At 65.1% G+C, this 19,270-nt stretch carries 10 protein-coding genes and 3 pseudogenes; 7 read left to right on the top strand and 6 right to left on the bottom strand.

All coding sequences use genetic code 11. From position 1 onward, the window contains the following. Window positions 1-167: 167 nt before the first annotated feature. A pseudogene (locus tag ADT71_RS27640) lies at window positions 168-2,553 on the top strand (membrane-bound PQQ-dependent dehydrogenase, glucose/quinate/shikimate family). A 108-nt stretch (window positions 2,554-2,661) separates the two neighbouring features. Further along, on the top strand, window positions 2,662-4,929 hold the full coding sequence (locus ADT71_RS27635) for an FdhF/YdeP family oxidoreductase (RefSeq protein ID WP_054441936.1): 2,268 nt from the start codon (window positions 2,662-2,664) through the stop codon (window positions 4,927-4,929). 112 nt (window positions 4,930-5,041) lie between these two features. Here the strand turns inward: ADT71_RS27635 and ADT71_RS27630 are convergent, their stop codons facing one another. From ADT71_RS27630 to ADT71_RS27605, 6 genes are all read right to left on the bottom strand, one after another. Beyond that, entirely contained in the window at window positions 5,042-5,770 is a 729-nt protein-coding gene (locus tag ADT71_RS27630; protein WP_054441935.1) for a GntR family transcriptional regulator, read from the bottom strand. Between the two features lie 6 nt (window positions 5,771-5,776). Further along, window positions 5,777-6,667, bottom strand: a complete 891-nt coding sequence (locus tag ADT71_RS27625) for an N-acetylmuramic acid 6-phosphate etherase (RefSeq protein ID WP_054441934.1) — start codon at window positions 6,665-6,667, stop codon at window positions 5,777-5,779. A 46-nt stretch (window positions 6,668-6,713) separates the two neighbouring features. Further along, a complete protein-coding gene (locus ADT71_RS27620; protein ID WP_082370600.1) occupies window positions 6,714-8,276 on the bottom strand; it encodes a sodium:solute symporter in 1,563 nt (520 codons plus the stop codon). Next, window positions 8,167-11,094, bottom strand: a complete 2,928-nt coding sequence (locus ADT71_RS27615; RefSeq protein ID WP_231636256.1) for a TonB-dependent receptor domain-containing protein — start codon at window positions 11,092-11,094, stop codon at window positions 8,167-8,169. The genes ADT71_RS27620 and ADT71_RS27615 overlap by 110 nt, the downstream gene beginning before the upstream one ends. Before the next feature lie 187 nt (window positions 11,095-11,281). Continuing rightward, the gene (locus ADT71_RS27610) at window positions 11,282-12,388 is read right to left on the bottom strand and encodes an anhydro-N-acetylmuramic acid kinase (protein WP_054441932.1); all 1,107 of its coding nucleotides are present in this window, start codon (window positions 12,386-12,388) and stop codon (window positions 11,282-11,284) included. Beyond that, the gene (locus ADT71_RS27605) at window positions 12,388-13,245 is read right to left on the bottom strand and encodes a protein phosphatase 2C domain-containing protein (protein ID WP_054441931.1); all 858 of its coding nucleotides are present in this window, start codon (window positions 13,243-13,245) and stop codon (window positions 12,388-12,390) included. The genes ADT71_RS27610 and ADT71_RS27605 overlap by 1 nt, the downstream gene beginning before the upstream one ends. A gap of 171 nt (window positions 13,246-13,416) precedes the next feature. On the opposite strand from ADT71_RS27605, the gene ADT71_RS27600 reads away from it, so the two are divergent. From ADT71_RS27600 to ADT71_RS27580, 5 genes and pseudogenes are all read left to right on the top strand, one after another. Further along, window positions 13,417-14,439, top strand: coding sequence for an SIS domain-containing protein (locus ADT71_RS27600; protein WP_231636255.1), 1,023 nt, complete (start codon window positions 13,417-13,419; stop codon window positions 14,437-14,439). After that, complete coding sequence (gene nagA, locus ADT71_RS27595; protein WP_054441929.1) at window positions 14,436-15,587, top strand: N-acetylglucosamine-6-phosphate deacetylase; 1,152 nt, start codon at window positions 14,436-14,438, stop codon at window positions 15,585-15,587. The genes ADT71_RS27600 and nagA overlap by 4 nt, the downstream gene beginning before the upstream one ends. After that, window positions 15,584-16,681 carry a beta-N-acetylglucosaminidase domain-containing protein gene (locus ADT71_RS27590; RefSeq protein WP_054441928.1) on the top strand — a complete coding sequence of 366 codons (1,098 nt, stop codon included), beginning with the start codon at window positions 15,584-15,586 and terminating at the stop codon, window positions 16,679-16,681. The genes nagA and ADT71_RS27590 overlap by 4 nt, the downstream gene beginning before the upstream one ends. Window positions 16,682-16,695: 14 nt before the next feature. Beyond that, window positions 16,696-18,410: pseudogene (gene dld, locus ADT71_RS27585) on the top strand (D-lactate dehydrogenase). After that, window positions 18,407-19,269 (top strand): annotated as a pseudogene (locus ADT71_RS27580) (BadF/BadG/BcrA/BcrD ATPase family protein). The pseudogenes dld and ADT71_RS27580 overlap by 4 nt, the downstream one beginning before the upstream one ends. Window position 19,270 lies beyond the last annotated feature (1 nt).

The raw sequence follows: 19,270 nt of genomic DNA, 5'->3' as shown, positions 1-19,270 counted from the left end.
TTTTCCTGCCAGCCGCTTTTCCTGAGCGCGTCTGTGGCTGGCCGGCGTCAGCGCCGCTGACGTCGCAAATCAGCGATAGCGTCAGGACTACACGAAGTTTTCTGGAACATTACGCCTCTCCTGTCATTCCATGATCGCAGCCGTAAAATGTTTCCGGAGTGTGAATGATGCTGTCTCGAAATGCGCAGCACCGGCCATCGCCGGCGCCAATCGTCCTGGGCAGCATCATTGCAGCGATCGGAGCGATACTGACGATAGGCGGGGTCTGGCTCGCAGGGCTGGGCGGCTCGGCCTACTATATTCTTGCCGGGATCGGCCTGCTCGGTTCGGGAGCGCTGCTTCTGCGCAGGAACATCCTCGGCGGCTGGCTTTACTGCATAATCTTCGTGTTGACGGTTATCTGGGCCCTGGGCGAAGTTGGCACAAACAACTGGGCGCTGGTGCCTCGGGTGGTCGCACCGCTTGTCCTGCTGGTGGCTTGCTTCCTGGTCATGCCAACGCTTTCGGTTCATCCGGCACGCTGGAAATTCGGCCTTGGCGCAGCCGTTGCCGGCATAGCCCTGGCCGGGGTGACCGCGACGATCTTCGCCCGCATGGCCGATCGTGGCCCTCAATCGGCTCTGCCAGATCTGCGTTTCGAGATGAGCGATCCTTCGCTGGCCTCCGCGGGAGACGATTGGCCTGCCTATGGCGGCAGCGAGGCGGCTCGCCGCTTCTCTCCGCTGGGCCAGATCACGGCAGCCAATGTCGGCAAACTCAAGCGAGCCTGGCTCATCCATACCGGCGATACACCGTCGTCCGCAAAGATCGCCAAGACTTACGGCGGCGAGAATACGCCGCTGAAGGTCGGCGACATGCTCTATGTCTGCACGCCTAAGAACATGGTTCTCGCGCTGGATCCAGCCACGGGCAGGCAGCGTTGGAAGTTCGACCCCAAGGTTGCGGACGATGCCATTCCCTACACGGCGGCCTGCCGCGGCGTCAGCTACTTTGCGGTTCCGAATGCGCCGGCCGATCAGCCCTGCGCCCGGCGGATCATCTACGGAACGCTCGATGCCCGCCTCTTTGCGCTTGATGCGCGTACGGGCGCGCGCTGTACGGGCTTCGGCACGAACGGGGAGGTGGATACCAAGATCGGGATGGGCGACACTCCTCCGGGGTATGTTTCCATCAACTCTCCGCCGACCATCGTTCGCGGTGTCGTCGTAACCGGCCATCAGGTGTTGGACGGGCAGGATCGCTGGGCACCTTCCGGTGTGATCCGAGGCTTCGACGCGATCACCGGCAAGCTGCGCTGGGCCTGGGACATGATGCACCCGGACTGGAACGGTTACCCCCCGCAAGGACAGACCTGGGCCCGAGGCACGCCGAACATGTGGACTATCGCCAGCGGCGACGAGCAACTCGGTCTCGTCTACCTGCCGATGGGCAACGCGGCGGCCGACTATTACTCCAGTTTGCGTCGTCCGCCGGAAAGGGACTTTGCCACTTCACTGGTCGCGCTCGACGTGGCAACCGGCAAGCCCAGGTGGAAATTCCAGGCGGTAAGGGATGACGTCTGGGACTACGACTTCGGCGCACAGGCGACGCTGGTGGACTTCAAGGGAACGCCGGCGCTGGTGTTGCCATCGAAGCAGGGCGATATCTACGTGCTGGACCGGCGCACCGGCCAGCCGCTGACACCTGTCGCACCATCAAGGCGCCGGGAGGTGGGGTCGAGCCGGCGCAGCGGGCACCGGTCCAGCGGGTGTCCCTGTGGCATACCTTGCGCAAGCCGGATCTGACCGAGCGGGACATGTGGGGCATGTCGCCGATCGACCAGATGATCTGCCGTATCCAGTTCCGCAAAGCGAGCTACAAGGGCTTCTTCACCCCGCCGGAAAGCGATCGCCGCTCGATCGAGTATCCCGGCTATAACGGGGGTACCGACTGGGGCGGCATTGCGGTTGATCCGCGCCGGGGTGTAATCATCGCCAATTACAACGACATGCCCAATTACGTGCGCCTCGTTCCTCGCGCGGAGGCGAACAGGAAGGGCTGGGCGCCGCGCGATCAGGCACGAGGCGAGATCGGCGGTGCCGAAGGCGCGGGCGATCCGCAAGCCCACACGCCTTACGCGATTGACGTCAATGCCGGCTGGCGCCTGCCGCTCACCGGCATGCTCTGCAAGCAGCCTCCCTATGGCGGTATCCGCGCCATCGACATGGCGACCGGGCGTACGATCTGGGATCGTCCTCTGGGTGAAGCACGCACCAACGGGCCTTTCGGCATCCCTTCGATGCTTCCATTGACGATCGGGACGCCGAACAACGGCGGCGCTGTCGTAACGGCGGGCGGAGTGATCTTCATTGCGGCCGCGACGGACAACCTGATCCGCGCAATCGACCTGAGGACCGGCAAGGTCCTATGGAAGGACGTGCTGCCTGCCGGCGGCCAGGCCACGCCGATGACTTACATGATGAACGGCAAGCAATACCTGGTGATCGCTCCGGGCGTCATCACTTCATGGAGACGCCGATCGGCGACGAGGTCATCGCTTATGCATTGCCCTGATGCGGTTGTTGATGACCACGCTCGGTCGAATTCGCTGGAAAATGCGTTTCGTAAGTAAGATGACATTACCGAGGCGATTTCCAAAAATGGCTCCGGGGAAACTTGCCGATGACCGACACCCAGAACGAACGCGGTTCCCTGAAGGGCATCAGTGACTACAAGGGACCGGCAGGGGGCTGGGGGGCTCTGGCGGCCGTTGCCCGGACGGTTCGCGAACAGATGAAGGCAAGCCCGGATACGCGGGCTTTGCTCCAGATGAACCAGCCTGACGGGTTCGACTGTCCGGGATGCGCCTGGCCCGATCCTAAGCATACATCCTCCTTCGAGTTCTGCGAAAACGGCGCCAAGGCGGTAACCTGGGAAGCGACCGTCAAACGCGTAGACCCGGAGTTCTTCGCGCTCCATTCCGCCAGCGAGCTTTGGGAGTGGAGCGACCATCAGCTTGAGGACGCAGGCCGCCTGACGGAGCCGCTTCGCTATGATCCTGAAACCGATCACTTCGTCCCGATCGGTTGGGATGAGGCCTTCATACGGGCAGGGGCTGCCTTGCAGGCGCTCGACCATCCCGACCAGGCGGAGTTCTATTGCTCGGGCCGTGCCTCGAACGAGGCGGCCTTCCTCTACCAGCTTTTCGCTCGTGAGTTCGGGACCAACAACTTCCCCGACTGTTCGAACATGTGCCACGAGGCCACCAGCACCGGCCTGCCGAAGTCCATCGGCATCGGTAAGGGCACAGTGACGCTGGAGGATTTCGACCACGCCGATGCGATATTCTGCATCGGTCACAATCCCGGCACGAACCATCCCCGGATGCTCTCGACGCTGGCGGCTGCCTCCAAGCGCGGCGCGCAGATCATCGTCTCCAATCCCATGCGCGAACGCGGCCTTGAAAGGTTCAAGTCTCCTCAGCACCCGACCGAAATGCTGTCTGCGCACGCCACGCCGCTGGCCTCGGCCTATCATCAGGTCCGTATCGGCGGCGACATGGCCATGTTGAAAGGGATGATGAAGGCCCTGTTCGCGATGGAAGAGGCCACGCCGGGATTACTCGACCAGGCCTTCATCTCGGAACATACCGAAGGCTTCGAAGCGCTGCGGGCCGATATCGAGGCAACCTCATGGACGTGGATCGAAGCGGAGTCCCGTTTGGCGCGGGAAGCTATAGAAAGCATGGCGCAAGTCTATGCAGCGGCAGAGCGGGTCATAGTCTGCTACGGCATGGGGATCACCCAGCATCGCCATGGCACCCAGAACGTGCAGGCGATCGCCAATTTGCTGCTGCTCCGCGGCAATTTCGGCAAGGCTGGTGCCGGGATCTGTCCCCTGCGCGGGCACAGCAACGTTCAGGGCGACAGAACCGTCGGCATCACCGAAATTCCCGCAGAGGACATGCTGAAACGGCTTGATGCCACGTTCGGCATCAAGTCCCCGCGCAAACATGGCCACAACGCGGTGGAAGCCCTGGCGGCGATGCGCGATGGGCATTCCAAAGCGCTGATCGCGCTGGGCGGCAATCTCGCGGTGGCGATGCCGGACCCGGAGGCCTGCTTTGCCGCGGTCCGCAATCTTGACCTCTCGGTGAACATTCTCACCAAGTTCAATCGCACCTGCCTGCTCACAGCCAGGGAAACTCTTGTTCTGCCGTGTCTTGGACGCACCGAACTGGACATGCAGGACGCGGGACCGCAGTGGGTCACGGTGGAGGACAGCATGTCGATGGTTCACGCCTCTCACGGTAAGCTCAAGGCACCGGGGTCGATGGTCCGGTCCGAACCGGCGATCGTGGCGGGTCTTGCCAAGGCCGCGATGCCGCAGAGCAGGGTGCCCTGGGACGAACTGGTCGCCGATTACGATCTCATCCGTGACGGGATCGAAGCCGTCTACCCAGACTTCCGCGACTTCAACGTGCGTGTTCGCACGCCCGGCGGATTTCGGCTGACGATCGGACCAAGCGAGCGTGTCTGGCATACCCCAAGCGGGAAGGCGCAGTTCATCGCGCATCCTCATGTCGAGGATGCGACAAGCAAGCCGCTGCTGCTTACGACCATTCGCAGCCACGACCAGTACAACACAACGATCTACAGCCTTGACGATCGCTATCGCGGCGTGACCGGGCGTAGGGACATCATCTTCGCCAACGAGGTCGATCTGGCCATGCTGGGTCTGGCTCACGGCGATGCCGTGGACGTGACTGCGACCGGCGGCAGGACGTTGGAGGGATTTACCGTGGTGAAGCACGCCATCGCACGAGGATCGCTGGCAGCTTATTATCCGGAAGCCAACTGCCTCGTTCCGCTTGACGATTATGATCCGGCCAGCGGAACGCCTGCCTACAAATCGATTCCTGTGACGATCCGGGCAGCGAGCTCAGCCTAATTCCGCGACCAAAGGGCTCGATCATCACCCTTCACGCAGAATCAATGCCAAGATCGATAATGCACATTATGTTAAACCATGCGCCGCTGAGCGCGGTGTCACGGGTCCTGATCTAGATTTCCTTGAGATCCGTGACGAACTCGTAGCGATCCCCGCGATAGACCGAGCGCGTGAATTCCACGATCTGCCCATTGGGAACCCTCGTCGTTCGCTCGATTCGCAGCACTTCTGAATTCTGCTGAACACACAGGATGCCGGCCTCCGTCTGTGTGGCCAACGAAGCGCGCACACGCTGGGTGCCGGATGTGGGACGAAAACCGTGCGCTTCCAACGCCTGATAGAGGGAATCTCCCAGGCTATCGAGGTCCGGCATGAACTCCGCAGGTATCACGGCATGTTCGATCGCCAGTGGTTCGCCGCCGGCAAGGCGCACGCGGCCGAGACGGGCGACACGCGCCGTGGCCGGGACTTCGAGAGCCGCAGCTTCCTCCTCGGTGGGCTGCGCGTAGGACTTGTAGATCCAGACAACACCGGGGTTCTCGCCACGTGAGCGGGTGTCGTCGCTGAAACTGCTCAACCGCGAGCCCGCCGTTTCGATCCGCCGGGCAACGAACGTGCCGGACCCCTGCTTGCGAACCAGTACGCCTTCATCGATCAGCTGTTCGATGCCCTTGCGTACGGTAACGCGCGAAAGGCCGGCCATTTCGCTAAGATCGCGCTCAGAAGGCAGTGCGCTGCCCGGATCGATCCCGCCGCTGCTGATATGCTCGCGCAGGCTGCGGGCGAGTTGCAGATAGAGCGGCGTCCCTTCCTCGCTTCGCGTCCAGGCAATGTCACGCATCTTCGGTCAATCTCGCTTTTCCAGCACCTGCATGACTTCGCGCAGACTGCCATTGTGTGCATCGAGCAGTTCCTGCCCTTCTTCGGCCGAAACACCGAGCGCGACGATCACGCCGAGCCGGATTTCGTTGTCTGCCGCTTCGAGAGCGCGTGCCGCAACGTCGGCATCGACCCCGGCGATATCCTGAACCATGCCCCTGCCCCGTTGCAAGAGCTTCTCATTCGATATGCGCATGGCGACCATGCGGCCCTGATAGACGAGGCCAAGGCGGATCATGATCGCGGTGGAGAGCAGGTTGAGTATCGCTTTCTGCGCCGTTCCCGCCTTCATGCGCGTCGAACCGGCGACGATCTCGCTCCCGGTCACCGCCAGAATGGCGTGCTCGGCCTTCTCCAGCAGGACCGAACCGGGATTGTTGGCAATCCCGATGGTCAACGCGCCCACTGCCCGCGCCTGTTCGATTGCGGCAACGGTATAGGGCGTGCGGCCGCTGGCGGCGACGCCGATCACGATGTCGGAAGGCCCGATCCCGCAATTGCCGATATCGGCGCGTCCGGCCTCCACATCGTCCTCGGCTCCTTCATAGGCTTCCGTAAGCGCGCTGGTGCCGCCGGCCATGAGGAACACCATGCGGCTCATGGGCCAGCCATATGTCGGGTAGAGTTCCGTACCGTCCTGCACCGCAAGGCGGCCAGAAGTGCCGGCGCCGACGAAGACGAGGCGGCCGGTTTCGCCAAGGCGCCCGGCTGCTGCTTCCGCGGCGCGGGCGATGGCGACGGTCTGCGACTGGATCGCCGCTATGGCCGCCATCTGGCCTTCGAGCATGGCTTCCACCGCCAGTTCGGTCGGCCAGAGGTCGAGATCGACGTAACGGGGGTCGAGCGCTTCAGTTTTCATGTTGTCCTTTGTCCCTGTCCGGTGACGTTTATCTGGCCGGGGATCATTATTTGGCCGGGGCCATGTGCTTGCCCGAACCTGCAGGAGCAGCGCAGACGAGGAAGGCCACGACCGTGCCGATGCAGAGCTGGAACGGGAACGACAGCCCATTGAGGATCGGCGGAAGGCCGATGGCGTGCGCGATACCGGGCTGAAGCAGCAGAATGGTGACAAAGCCGACAAGCAGTGCCGCGATGACCGAGCCCGTGGTGCCCCGCCCCGTAAACAGCGCGGTGAAATAGACACCTAGCAGGCCGGCATATGTAAATACCATGACTTGCAGCGCGAACTCCAGCAGTCCCATGTCGCTGTAACGCTGCCAGTAGAACGAAACCACCGCCATCACGAACATGGCAAAGCCGATCACGCCCATGCCGGCGCGTCCGGCCGAAACGAAATGGCGTTCCGGCGCCGGGCCGCGCTTTTCGCGCCAGGGACGATAGAAGTCCTGCACCAGCACCGATGACATCGCGTTGAGCGCCGAATTGGTGGTCGCCACTGCGGCAGCGCAGATGCCCACGGTTACGAGACCGCGCAGGCCGCCGGGAAGCTGGGTGAGGATGTAGTGCATGAAGATGCTGATCTTCTCGCCGCCGAACTCGTTTCCTGCCGCCGCCGTGGCGCCGCCCATCAGGTCTGGCCGGTCATAGAAGACATAAAGCAGGAGGCCGATGACGATGAACATGCCCACCACCGGAATGGTGGCCAGAACCGAAAGGTAGAGGCTGCGCGCGCCGGTCTTGGCGTCCTTGCAAGACAGCAGGCGCTGGGTCGTGTCCTGATCCATGCCCGCATTGGCGATATAGAGCAGCGACAGACCGGTGATGATCGCGAGCATCGAGAACGGGCGTGAAAGGTCGAGCGAAAAATCGAAGAACTTGAGCTTGTTGACACCCTCGGGGGTATTGGCGAGGCCCTGGATGATATCGCCGGTGGTGGCCGGGATCGACATGCGCAGGAACACCAGGACGGCTATGGCCGAACCGAGGTAGACGACGAACTGGATAAGATCGTTCCATAGGACCGACTTGAGGCCGCCCACGAACGTGAACAGCACGCTCGCGACGACGAGAACGGCTGCCGCGATCATGATGCCTTGCGCATCGACGCCGCCGGTGATGACCATGGCCAGGGCGATCGCGGCTAGATAAACGCGCGCACCGCCCGCGAATACACGGCCGACGAGGAACATGCCCCCTGCCCACCGGGTCGCCTTCTCGCTGAAGCGCAATGTCAGCATTTCGTAGGCCGTGGTCGCCTTGATGGCGTAGAAGCGCGGGATCATGACATGGGCGACGAAGATCGCGCCGATCAGTCCGCCGATATTGCCGCTGAGATAGGTCAGGTCGCCGTGATAGCCATAATCCGGGCCACCGAGGAATGTCGCTGCCGACTGGGTCGCCGACAGTACCGAAATCGCCGCGAGCCAGGCCGGAACGCTGCCGCCCGCGAGAAAGTATTCATGCGCGGATTCGGTCTTGCGCGGCGTGAAGATCCAGCCCCCCGCAACCAGCAGCAGCAGGTAGGCGGCTATCACCAGCCAGTCTGCCATCGAGAAAGGGAGCGTCATCGAATTCATCTCCGAACCCGGCCCTGAACGGGATTCCCGTTATCAGAGCCTTGCAAAAAAGCGGGCGCCCGGCCGGAGGAGGAGGTTGACCGGGCGCGCGCAGGGTGGGTTTCCTCAGATATTGCGCGGTCAGCGAGAAGCCGATCGTGCGTCCGAGGATGTCGTATGTGTCGGGGAAGGTGTTGAAGACACCGCCCGTCGACACATAAGGGGGATTCTTGTCGAAGAGGTTGTAGACGCCGGCGCTGAAGGTGATCGCGTCGGTGAACTCATACGAGGCGGACAGATCGAAGGTGTTCTGGGCCGAGATCGTCTCGGTAGACCCGACGGTGCTGGACCGGACCTTGCCGATGCGCTGCCAGTCGAACTGGACCACGCCCTTGTCGAACAGCCAGGAGAGGCCGACCGTGTGGCGATAGTCCGGCTGCACCAGCGTGGTGCCGTCGCTGGAGCAGGTGGCGCCGAAGGTGCCCTTGCACTGGACCGCCGAAACCGTCGAGTTTGCCTGGATCAGGTACGAGGTGACGATGTTGCCCTGATAGCTCAGGCGCATGCCCTCGCCCGGCAGGAATGCTGGATGCAGGGTGTAGCTCGCCGAGATGTCGAAGCCGCGCTGCAGCAGACGGCCCAGGTTCTGGTTGTTGACATAGGCGTCCTTGAAGGTGCCGTCCGCGTTGCGCGTCACCAGCGAGCACAGCGGGTTGCTGGCGGTCGGATTGGTGACGTAGCAGCTCGTGATCGCCGCGATCGGCTGGATCACGCCCACGGCGCCGCGCAGGTCAAGCTCGTACCAGTCCACGGTCAGGTTCAGGCCCGGAAGGAAGGTCGGCGTGAACACGGCGCCAAGCGTCGTGGTGTAGCCGGTTTCCGGCTTGATGTCCGGATTGCCGCCGTAATAGTAGTTGCCGGTCAGGTAGCTGGCAGACGTGGAATCCGCAGAGCCGACGGCCGGCGCACCGAAGCGGGCGCACTGGGCGGCGTCGCCGGTGCCCAGCACGCACGGATCGCCGCCGTAGCGCGGCTTCAGGCGGTCGACCGTAACGAGGTTGCTGAACGGCAGCGATGAGGTGCTGGCTGCGAACTCACCGAAGTTCGGCGTGCGCAGGACGCGCTGGTATGTGCCGCGCAGGCGCAGGTTGCGATCGACTTCCCAGTTGCCCTCGACCTTCCAGGTGCCGTGCGTGCCGAACATGTTGTAGTCCGACAGACGGTAGGCGCCGCCCACGTCGAGCTTGCGGATCAGCGGCAGGTCCCGAAGGATCGGCACTAGGACTTCGCCGTAGAGCTCCTTGACGTCGAACGAGCCGCTGTAGGCAGCCTGGACGCCCTGGCGGTAGGTATTGCCGGTCAGAAGCGCCGTATCCTGGTCGATGCTGGCGGTTTCGCGGCGATATTCGACGCCGACGGCGAAGCCGATCGGACCGGCAGGCAGCGAAAACAGCTCTTCCAGAGTGCCGCTCAGGGTTGCCGCCGTGACGAACTGGTCACGCTTGCGGTTGAACCCGTTGATCGAGCTGCCAAGGGCATCGGCGAGTTCGGTCTGGTTCGGGCCGAAGATGTTGACGCTGTTGACGATCGAAGCGAAGTTGTTGGCGCCGGTCGAGCTGGTGACGAGGCCATCGCCGGTAATCAGCGTGTTTTCGGTCGAGCGGCCGTACTGGGCGTAGACGTTCCACTTCACCGCACTGGTCAAGGGACCGCGCAGGCCGGTCTGGAGCTGAAGCGTGTTCCGCTCGGTTTCGTAGTTGATGAGGCCGAGTTCGGCGAGCGAGCGCGAAACGTTCACCTGCGCCGCTCCGTTGACGAAAGTCAGCTGGTTGCGGATGTCGTCGGTGAGGTACGGATTGCTCTCGCTGATCGAGACAGTGCGGTTCACCGAGGCCGGCGTGGCGCCGGGGGTGCCGGTCTCTTCGGTGCGCGAATTGGTATACATCGCGCGGCCGTAGACTTCGACCTGGGGCGTGATCTCATACTTGAACAGCGCCGCGACGTTGATGCGCTTGAGCGGCGATACCAGCGGGTAGCGGTCCGAGATGTTCGAGGTGGCCGAGGGGCTGGTCGTGAAGTCGCCGCTGTCGGTGAAGCCGAACTTGCGGCCGCTGGCCACGTCGGTGAAGACGCCGCCGATGCTGGGGATGGTCTGGTTGGGAGTTTCCGCCCAGTCCCGCTGTCCCGAGCGGATCAGGTCGCGCTGGGTATAGTCCGCCGCGATGACGATGTGGCCGCGATCGCCGAGGCCGGTGCCCATCATGATCGAGCCGCCGTAAGTGGCGCCGCCATGTTCGGACAGGCGGCTGGTGGCCGTGCCGCGAATGCCCTCGAAATCATCGTTCAGGATGAAGTTCACGACACCGGCGACCGCATCTGCGCCGTAAACTGCGGCAGCGCCGCCGGTCAGCACGTCAACGCGCTTGATCAGCGAGGCGGGAATGGCGTTGACGTCGGCCGAGTTGCGGAAGCTGAACGGCGTTGCGCGGGTGCCGTCGATCAGGACGAGCGAGCGGCTCTGGCCGAAGTTGCGCAGTTCGAGAACCTGCGCGCCGAAGGCGTCGCTGCCCTGCGAACCCTGGCGGACGCCGCCGGAAAGCTGCGGAAGCTTGGTGGAGAAGTCTTCAACGGTGAGCGCCGACTGCAGCTTGATCTGCTCTTCGCCGGTCGAGGCGACGGGGCTGCTGGACGTCAGGCCGGCTACCGCAATGCGGGTGCCGGTGACGACGATGTCCGCGGTGGTGTTTGCGTCTTCGCCCGAATCGGCTGCCTGCGCGAAAGCGGTGCCCGGCGCCTGCGACAGCGCGATGGCGAGAGCTGCGATTGCCACGGTATGTCGTTGAGACTTAACCATTTATGACTTCCTCATTTTCGTTTCCCTGGACCCAGATCCCGTCGTTTCTGGTGCGACCCGAAGACTCGACGGCGTGCCTTTTTAGCGTTTTTGCACCATGCATACCTGTCATGGATATGTAAAGGTGTGGTATTCAAGTGGTGATATAAAATTTGGCAGGATATCAGACCACTTCGAGCGCGGCCGGTTCCGGGCGCCAGATCGTGCCCCCGGTGAGCGGGCGGGCGACCCCGGTCGTGCCGGGGAAGGTGAGCGGCAGGCCGCGCAGGCTGCGCGCCGCCAGGAAAGCCATCGCCTCGGCTTCGACGAAGTCGCTCCGAAGGCCAACTTCGTCCGCCGTCCGGCAGTCTCCAAGCCGATCGCGCAGGGCCTGCATCAGCGTGGGATTGTGGCTCCCGCCCCCGCAGACGACCCAGACATTCGGCGCCTGCGGCAAGGTGCGGAGCGACAGTGCAACCGCTTCCGCCGTGAAGGCCGTGAGCGTTGCTGCCGCGTCCTCGAGCGAACAGGCCTCGGCCCATTCGAGAGGAAAGTCGTATCGGTCAAGCGACTTCGGGCCTTCTCCCCGGAAATGCGCGTGCGAAAGCAGGTCCGTCAGCACATCCCGATTGACCGTGCCTGCCGCCGCGATCCGGCCGCCATCGTCGTAGCGACCGGCGCCGTGCGCCTGAACCACCTGATCGATAAGACCATTTCCCGGCCCCGTGTCGAACGCCACCAGCGATCCGTCGGCTCCGATCCAGGTGAGATTGGCCACGCCGCCAAGGTTGAGGAAAGCCACCGGCCCATCGAGCCCGATCCGATCTGCCAGCGCGGCATGATAGGCCGGGACCAGCGGAGCCCCCTGCCCGCCCGCCATGAGATCGTCCTGCCGCATCTGCGCCACGACTGAAATTCCCAGCGCATCGGCCAGCACCTGCGGGTCGCCGATTTGCACGGAAAGCTTGCGCTCCGGCCGATGGAGCAGGGTCTGCCCATGGAATCCGATCAGGTCCGGCCGCCGTCCGGCCCGCGCGATCACGTCGAAACCGGCGCGGACATGCGCGCCCTCGATCACATCCGCCGCCAGCGCGAAGGATCGGGGCTCTTCACCCTGCCCGTCCCACGCCAGCGCCTCATGCGTGGCCCTTTCGAGCACGGCGCGTTCGGTTGCCGAAAAGGCGATCATCGCCGACGGCCCGAAAGCATCGATCCGCTCTCCATCGGTTTCGATCAGGGCGACATCGACACCGTCGAGCGAGGTTCCGCTCATGTATCCCATGACCAGCATCAGCGCGCATCCTCCCAGCTACAGACAACAAGGCTGGCATCGTCGCGCGGCTTCACGCGGGCAAAACGATGCAGCGAATCGGGCTCGTCCTCGAGATCGCGCAGCAGCCCAAGCCAGCGCGCCCAGTCCTCCTGCCCGGAAATGGCGAGGAGATCGGCCGGTGCCGCCGCGCCGAACAGTTCGACGAGGCGCAGAAAACCGTCACTGGCGATGGCGAATCTCTGGCCGGGCCGCACGGGCATCCGCACTTGCCAGAGATGATCCGCAGCGGCCGGCTGGGTGCCGAGCACCCAGTAGCCGCCATCGCGGTTCATCAACCGGCGATTGGCGCGCAGCCCCGGCATCAACCGGGCCTTGAGCGCCTCGAAACCGAGATCGCCCTCTTCCGCGACAATCGCCTTCATCGCCTCGATCGTGCGGGCCTCGATCGCATCGAGCGCGGAACTGCCGAACAGCCGGGCGCCGCCGCCGCTTTCGCATGCCGCGATTCGGCAGTCGGCCAGGGTCGTGAATTCCGCCTCGCCGCCGATGATCCGCACCATCGCGAAGGCCGCAGAAGGGTGCTCGTGCGGGCCGTCCGCAGGCCTGACCTGTTCGCGTGCCAGCGCTTCGGCGCATCCGGCCATGACCTGGCGGAGCAGTTCCACGGTCGGAATTTCCGGCGCTTGCGCTAGCGTGTCGGCCAGGAGGTCGCCGGCCTTGCGCGCCAGCCAGGAAGCGTCGCTCGGCGCGCCGAGCAGCGATGGCCCGATGCCGGTGGCACCGTCGATCACCCATGCCGCATCGCCCTGATGGCCGAAGCGGTCCTCATTGACTTCACCTTGCCCATCGGAGGCGGCAATCTCGATCCTGAGCATCGGATTCTCCCGTCACAATTCACTTGCGATGTAAGACCGGTATCACGACGACGGTAAAATATAAAACCACTTTAATGCCACTTGTGCCAAAAATCGAAACTGGTATCTGTCCTCGACATGACTCTAGCGACACCTAAAGAGACCAGAGCGGCACCTGAGGCAGGTACGCAGATGGCCCGCGAAGCCCATGAGGCTCCCCAGCGCTGCGTCGAGCAGCTTCGGCTCAATGCCGATCTCGTTCGCGAGGCCGGACGGCAACTCCGCGCGCTGGCACCGCCTTTCGCCGCCACCCTTGCGCGCGGAAGTTCCGACCAGGCAGCCGCTTTCGCCAAGTTCCTGCTGGAAACCCATGCCGGCGTTCCCACGCTGAGCCATGCGCCTTCGGTGGGCTCGCTCTATCATGCCACTTCGCCGCGTTTTGAAGGCGTGCCGCTGATCGCGATCTCGCAGTCCGGCCGCAGCCCCGACCTGCTGGCGGCGGCGCAGGATGCGCGCGAAAAGGGCGCGGTGGTGATCGCGGTGGTCAATGACGCCGCATCGCCGCTCGCCGAACTGGCGCAGATCGTCATTCCCGTCCACGCCGGACCCGAAACCAGCGTGGCCGCCACCAAGAGCTTCGTCTGCACGCTCGTCGCCCTCACCCATCTCGTGGCCGAGTGGAGCCAGGACGAGGCGCTGCTCGCCGCGCTCGAGACGACAGGCGAAGTGCTGGAAGAAGCCGCGAATGCGGACTGGACCGCGGCGGTCGAACTGCTCAGGGACGCCGGCGAGATGCTGGTGCTCGGCCGAGGCCCCACGCTTCCCATCGCGGGCGAGGCCGCGCTCAAGCTGAAGGAAACCTCCAGCCTGCATGCCGAAGCCTTCAGCAGCGCCGAAGTGGCCCATGGCCCGATGACGCTGGTGGGCGAAGGCGATCCGGTGCTGGTGCTCGCCCCGCTCGACGTGGCCCGCACCGGCCTGCGCGAACGGCTTGAGGACTTCGCGGCACGCGGCGCGCGGGTGATCGCCGCCGGGCTTGCCGAGGACATCGCCCCGGCAGCGCTCGTCCTGCCTTCGCGCACGGACGTTCATCCGGTACTGGGCGCCATCGGGCAGATCCAGAGTTTCTACAGCCTCGCCAACGAACTCTCGCTGGCGCGCGGTCGCAATCCGGACAACCCTCCGCACCTCAACAAGGTAACGCGCACGCTATGACCCTGACAGCCCTTATCGGAGCGCGCATCGTTCTTGCCGACCGCGTGGTGGAAGGCGAGGCGCTGATCCTGGACGGCGCGCGCATCCACGGCCTTGCCGCGCCCGGCGCCTTGCCGGAAGACTGCACGGTCGTCGACCTTGGCGGCGGCTACCTGCTGCCCGGCTTCATCGATACCCAGGTGAACGGCGGCGGTGACGTGCTGTTCAACGACATGCCCTGCATCGAGGGCATTCGCGCGATCGCCAAGGCACATCGCCGCTATGGCACCACCGGCCTGCTGCCCACGCTCATCAGCGATTACCCGCAAGTGGTGGAAGCCGCGATCGCAGCGGGCGAAGCCGCGCTGGCGGAAGGCGTTCCCGGAGTTCTGGGCGTCCATATCGAGGGGCCGCACCTCAACGTCGCCAAGAAGGGCATTCACGACCAGAACCGCTTCACGCGGGTCGATCCCGAAGTGATCGCACGGCTTTCCGCACCCACCGCCGGTCGCCGGGTGGTGACGCTGGCACCCGAACTCGCCGCCGAGGGCACGGTGCGCGCGCTTGCCGAGGCGGGCGTTCTCGTCTGCGCCGGACACAGCCTGGCCGATTACGACCAGGCCCGCGCGGCGCTGGCCGAAGGGCTGGCCGGCTTCACGCACCTGTTCAACGCGATGACGCAGTTCCTCAGCCGCGATCCCGGCATGGTCGGCGCCGCGCTGGAGGACCGCGCCAGCCACTTCGGCCTGATCGTGGACAGGTTCCACGTCCACCCCGCCGCCATGCGCGTGGCGGTTTCGGCCCGCGGCGATGAAGGCGTGATGCTCGTCACCGACGCCATGCCGCCGGTGGGCGGCACGCTGGGGCAGTTCACGCTGATGGATCAGGACATCAAGGTCGCCAATGGCATGTGCACCGGGCCGGACGGCACGCTGGCAGGCTCCGCGCTCACCATGGCGCAGGCCCTGCGCAACGCGATGGACATGATCGGCTGCGACATCGTGACCGCATCGCGCATGGCGAGCGGCAATCCCGCCCGTTTCCTGCGGCTGGATCATGAAACCGGCGCCATCGCGCCCGGCCTTCGCGCCGATCTCGTCCACCTGGGCGATGACCGTCTGGTCCGCTCGACCTGGATCGGCGGCGCCCGCGAGGATCACCGGGAATGACCCGGGAAGCTCCTGCCGCCAAGCCCGTGCTTCAGCCGGAACTGGGCCTGATCGAAGGGCGCTTCGGCCGTATCTGGAACGAGGCCGAGCGCAGCTACGTGGTCAGGACGCTGGCGGAGGCCGGTTACGGCTTCTACCACTACGGCCCCAAGGCGGACCGCTCGCTGCGGCGCGAATGGCGAAAGACGCATGACGCCGCGCAGGCCGAATCCCTCGCCCGCCTTTCCGCCGAGTGCCGGGCCGCCGGGATGCGCTTCGGCATGGCGATCACGCCGGTCGGCTCCACGCACCCCTTCGACGATGCCGCCCGCGCCGACCTGACGCGCCGCGTCGCCGAGCTTGACGCCATCGGCATAGACGACCTTGCAGTGCTGTTCGATGACCTTCGCGGCGACATGCCGGAACTTGCGGAGCGTCAGGCCGAAGTGGTCAACTTCTGCGCCGGGCTCACCCGGGCCACGCGGGTCTATACCTGCCCGACGTACTATTCCGACGATCCGGTGCTGGACCTCGTCTTCGCGGACCGCCCGGCGGACTATCTCGGCAAGCTCGGCCGCCTGCTCGATCCGGCCGTGCAGGTCTACTGGACGGGCGAGGAAGTCTGCGCGAAGGAAATCGGCCCGGCCCATCTCGAACGCGTGGCGGGCGAACTGGGCCGCAAGGTCTGCCTGTGGGACAACTGGCCCGTCAACGACGGCGCGCGCATGTCGCGCTTCCTGCACTTGCGCGCCTTCACCGGCCGCCCGGCAGGTATCGCGGAGCATGTTTCCGGCCATGCGATCAACCCGGCGATCCAGGCCCATCTCGGCTGCATCCCGGCGCTGACGCTGCCGATGGTCTATGCGCAGGGCGGCGACTATGCCTATGGCGCCGCCTTCGCCGCCGCCGCCCGCCGGCTTCTCGGAGATGAATTCGCCGTAATGTTGCAGCAGGACCTTCCGGCCCTCCAGGACGTGGGCTACGAGCGGCTCGGCGTTCGCGGCGGCCGTCTTCGCGCGCGCTACGAAGGCATAGACCATCCCGCCGCGCGCGAGATCCTGCACTGGCTCGACGGCGCCGACCTGATGACCGACGACGAGGTCCAGACCCAGTAACCGGGGAAAGAACCATGGCAGCGAGCATCACCACACGGGACAAGGCGCTTCTGGCCGCCCTTCGCGGCGCGGTCGGCAAGCGTGACGTGCTCACCTCTCCCCGTGCCACGGCGCGCTTCCGCAAGGGCTATCGCACCGGCGAGGGCCCGGCCATCGCGGTGGTGCGCCCCGGCACCCTGGTGGAGCTGTGGCGCGCGGTACAGGCCTGCGTGGCGGCGGACGTGTCGATCATCATGCAGGCGTCGAACACCGGGCTTACCGGCGGTTCCACCCCCGATGGCGACGACTATCCCGGCGGTCTCGTCATCATCAGCACCACGCGGCTCTCCGCGCTCAAGGTGATCCAGCGCGGCACCCAGGTGCTTTGCATGCCCGGCACCACGCTTTACAAGCTGGAGCAGGCGCTGCGCCCCTTCGGGCGCGAGCCGCATTCGGTGATCGGCTCATCCTGCCTCGGGGCCTCGGTCGTGGGCGGGGTCTGCAACAATTCGGGCGGCTCGCTGATCCGGCGCGGGCCTGCCTATACCCAGCTCGCGCTCTACGCGCAGGTCCAGGCCGACGGTTCGCTGCGCCTGTTCAACCACCTCGGCATCGATCTTGGCGACGAGCCCGAGACCATGCTCTCCCGCCTCGACCGCGAACAGTATACCGAGGCCGACATCGACCCCGCCGGCGACAAGTGGGCGCACGACCATGCCTATGCCCGGCACGTCCGCGATATCGAGAGCGAGGTGCCCGCCCGCTTCAACGCCGATCCGCGCTGCCTGTTCGAGGCGGCGGGAAGCGCAGGCAAGCTGATCGTCTTCGCCGTCCGCCTCGACACGTTCGCGCGCGAGGACGAGACGACCACGTTCTACATCGGCACCCGCGATCCCGACCGGCTGACGACCTGCGCCGCACCATGCTGCGCGATTTCGATACCCTGCCGATCGCGGGCGAATACATGCACGCCGAGGCTTTCGACGTGGCGGACCGCTACGGCCGCGACATGTTCTACGCCATCGAGCGGCTCGGCACCGATCGCCTGCCCGCGCTGTTCGCGGCCAAGTCCCGCTTCGACGGGCTGTTCGGCGGCGGCCTTGCCGACCGGCTGATGCAATGGGCAAGCCGGTTCATCCCCGAGCACCTCCCGCCCCGCATGCGCGAATACCGCGCCCGCTTCGCGCATCACCTGATCCTCAAGGTGCCGCGCGATCAGGTAGAGGCGGCGCGCGCGCTGCTTGCCGCGCTGTTCCCCGGCGATGCCGATGGCGATCATTTCGAATGCACGCCGCAGGAAAGCGCCAAGGCCTTCCTCCACCGCTTCGTCGCGGCGGGGGCGGCGGTGCGCTACCGCGCTGTCCATCGCCGCGAAGTGGAGGACATCGTCGCGCTCGATGTCGCCCTGCCCCGCAATACCCGCGAATGGGTGGAGCAGCTTCCCGCCGATCTTGCCGCGCGCACGATCCACACGCTCTATTACGGCCATTTCTTCTGCCAGGTGTTCCACCAGGACTACATCGTGAAGAAGGGCACGGACCCGCTCGGCTTCGAGCACGCGCTCTGGGCGCTGCTCGACGCGCGCGGCGCCCGTTATCCGGCCGAGCACAACGTCGGCCACCTCTATGTCGCGCGGCCCGAACTGGCGGAATTCTACCGCGAGATCGACCCGCGCAACCAGCTCAACCCCGGCATCGGCCATACCCCCCGTGGCCGCGACTGGACGGGGACTCACGGAGAACACCCATGACCTATTTCCTCGGCATCGACGCAGGCGGCAGCAATTGCCGCGCCCGGCTGGTCGACGCGCAGGGCAAGGAGATCGGCCATGGCAGGTCCGGCACCGCCAATGCGCGGATCGGCATGGAAGCGCTTTACGAAACGCTCAAGGATACGGTCGATCAGGCCGTGGCCGAAGCCGGACTGACCGCTGGGCAGCGCGCCGCCATTCATGCCGGCATGGGCATCGCCGGGATCACCCGCCCCGGCGTGCGCGATGCGCTGGCCGAACTCGATTTCGGCTTCGCTTCGGTGAATTATGCCACGGACGCGCAGATCGCCAACCTCGGCGCGCACGCCGGACAGGACGGTGCAATCCTCATCATCGGCACCGGCAGCGCCGCGCAGGTGCGGGTGGACGGCCGGGATTTCACCATCGGCGGCTACGGCTTCCCGATCTCGGACGAAGGGAGCGGCGCCGCGCTCGGCCTTTCCGCGATGCGCCACGCCTTGCGCGCGCTGGACGGGCGCACCCGCAAGACCCCGCTCAGCGCCGCCGTGACGAACGGTTCGAGCATGACACTGCACGGGCCATCGCCTGGATGGACCATGCAAGCCCGCGCGATTACGGCACCTTTGCGCCGCTGGTGATGGACTATGCCGAGGCCGACGACGCCATCGCCCGCTCCATCGTCGAACACGCGGCAGGCCATATCGAGCGCTTCATCGAGACCATCTTCGAACGCGGCGCCACGCGCTGCACGCTCGTCGGCGGTCTCGCCCCGCGGATGCAGCCGTGGCTGCGTTCGCGCACGGTCGAGCGTCTGAGCCCTGCCCTCGGAGATTCGCTGGACGGCGCGCTGCGCCTTGCCGGTTTCGTGCCTGCCTGAG

The sequence above is a fragment of the Novosphingobium sp. ST904 genome (assembly GCF_001298105.1).
Taxonomy (GTDB): Bacteria; Pseudomonadota; Alphaproteobacteria; order Sphingomonadales; family Sphingomonadaceae; genus Novosphingobium.
This window is presented reverse-complemented; position numbering and strand designations above follow the sequence as displayed.